3 protein-coding genes are annotated in these 2,158 nt (G+C 68.2%); 1 reads left to right on the top strand and 2 read right to left on the bottom strand.

What is annotated here, in order from left to right; translation table 11 throughout:
* Positions 1 to 97 precede the first annotated feature (97 nt).
* Both AB0395_RS48150 and AB0395_RS48155 read right to left on the bottom strand, forming a co-directional pair.
* Positions 98 to 643: a GNAT family protein gene (locus tag AB0395_RS48150; RefSeq protein ID WP_366295075.1), complete on the bottom strand. Its 546-nt coding sequence runs from the start codon at positions 641 to 643 to the stop codon at positions 98 to 100.
* 25 nt (positions 644 to 668) lie between these two features.
* Positions 669 to 1,037, bottom strand: coding sequence for a hypothetical protein (locus AB0395_RS48155; protein WP_366295077.1), 369 nt, complete (start codon positions 1,035 to 1,037; stop codon positions 669 to 671).
* A 949-nt stretch (positions 1,038 to 1,986) separates the two neighbouring features.
* Between AB0395_RS48155 and AB0395_RS48160 the strand changes: the two genes are divergently transcribed.
* On the top strand, positions 1,987 to 2,158 hold a 172-nt coding region (locus AB0395_RS48160), incomplete at its 3' end, for a hydantoinase/oxoprolinase N-terminal domain-containing protein (protein WP_366295080.1).

Consider the following 2,158-nt stretch of genomic DNA (forward strand, 5'->3'; position numbering starts at 1 on the left):
CGCCTTGACCACACCGGTGCGGAGGTGCGGCCGTTCGACGAGGCGGGGGCGGTCGCGGCGGCGGGGTGGTTCAGGGAGCGGGAGATCACCGCGATTGTCAGGGAGTCCATTCCCGGTCGAGGATCGCGTGGACAACGGAGTCACGCCAGCGCCCTGCCTTCTGGATGTGCTCGCGGATGATGCCTTCCTCCACCATGCCTGCGGCCGCCATCGTCTTCGCCGACGCCTCGTTGAGCGGGGATCGGGCACCCCAGATACGGTGGAGGCCCAGTTCTTCAAATGCGAGGCCGAGCAGGAGACGCACGGTCTCCAGCCCGTATCCGACGCCCCAGGCGTCAGGGCGAAGCGCGAATCCGAAGGTGGCTGCGTTCTGCTGGTGAGGATCGGCGGCGATACGACCGAACCCGATCAGGCCGCCGCTGTCACGCTCAACGACGGCGAGTGCGTACTCGTTGCGCGGCGTCGCGGCGGCAGAGGAGATGGAGCGGGTCACGATCATGCCGACCTCGGCGCGGCTACGTGGCTCGAACGACAGGTGTTCCGTCGCCTCGGGACTCCCGTAGATCGCGTGCACCGCCTGCACGTCGTCGATGATGAGTTCGCGAAGTTCGAGGCGCGGGCTGCGACGGCTGACCGGGTACATGCGGCGGACTTTACCGGCGTGATCCTCAGCGCGGGAGGGCTGGCCGCCGCAAGGGCTCGAACAGGGCGATCTCTTCTCGCAGGTCGCGGGCGAGGATGGTGTCTCGTGCCGGGGTGCTGGTGAGAGCCTGGCGGACGCGGTCGGCGGAGACGACGATGCCGTTGTTTCGCAGAGCGGCCGACAGGTCCAGGACCGGGCGGATGGCTTCCGCGGCACCGCCCAGGTCACCGGCGTGCAGGCGCGCCAGGGTGAGATTGCACTGGGAGCCGGCCAGGTCGCCAAAAGCCCAGCACGGGTCCTCGGGGTTGCTGAAGCCGTTCACCGCCTCCAGGGCCTGCGTGATGAGGGCACACTGCGGTCGTGAGACGGTGCCTGGCCTGGCCGTGTTCGACACCCGCCTTAGCCTCACCGTCCTCGACGCGCTTGGCACCACCGAACACCCCGCCGCTCGTCCGGTGGTCGATGAGCTGATCCGGCGCACGACGCAGGCCCGTGACGGGTACGCCGCGCGCGAAGTCCTATCTCACCCAGGGTGCACCGCGTTGATGACCTTCCGGCAGACCCAGGACCTCAACAGGCTTGTACGCTCCTGCGCCCTCGCCTCAGGTGCTTTCCCTCCTGGCCTGTGGGCCGAACTCTCGGCCGCTCTGCGTACCAGCAACGGCGTCATCAAGCGGAGCCACCACGGTTGTGGCCTGTCCTCGTGACCTGTGGAAGGAGACGCAGGACGCCTACATGATGGTCGCCCCCGAGGTTACCTGCCCAGCGGGCCGTGGACGCTGCACCAGCTCTGGCATTCGGCGCTGGCTCACGTGGTCGAGGACGGCGCCGATGCCTCTGCCTTGTCGGGCTTACTCCGGCCACACCTCGGTCATTTCCTTTGCGTGCTGAACAGGGTGCACCGGCCGGTAACTGTGCCCCACCATCGAGGCAGGCCCGGGGCATCGGCCACCTGGAAGCGCCAGGCCGAGTAGGTGGCGCCCAACGGAGCGATCACCTTGAGGTCGTGTTCGGTCACGGTCGTCTCTTGTGCGAGGCCGAGCGGGGATGGAAGGTGCCCGGCCAGAAGGGTTGTCTGGCCCCTACCAGAGATTCGCCGAGCCGTACTGCGAGGTGGCGGTGGACATCGAGGCCGTCTGTCATGTCTACGCCCTGCGGCCCCTCACCCAGAGCATCGTGTCGTCCTGACCCCGGAGGTCACCCTCGCCGGGCTCAGCGGAGACCTCGCCGAGATCGGATATCCCGGGCACGGCTGAGGCGGCCAACAGTGCCCAACGGGCCGGTACGGCTTCGGCAGGGTCCGCTGATTTGGGGACCCGGCCGAACTGGGTAGACCCGCAGGCATGCGCACTGTCCGAATCGGGGTCGACACCGGGGGCACGTTCACCGACGTGGTCGCGGTGGACGAGCAGACCGGTGAGATCACCACGACCAAGACTCCCTCGACGCCCGTCAATCCGGCGGACGGTTTCATGGAGGGGGTGGGCAAGGTCCTCGGGAAGGCGGGGGCGGGGA

The organism is Streptosporangium sp. NPDC051023, assembly GCF_040689595.1.
GTDB lineage: Bacteria > Actinomycetota > Actinomycetes > Streptosporangiales > Streptosporangiaceae > Streptosporangium.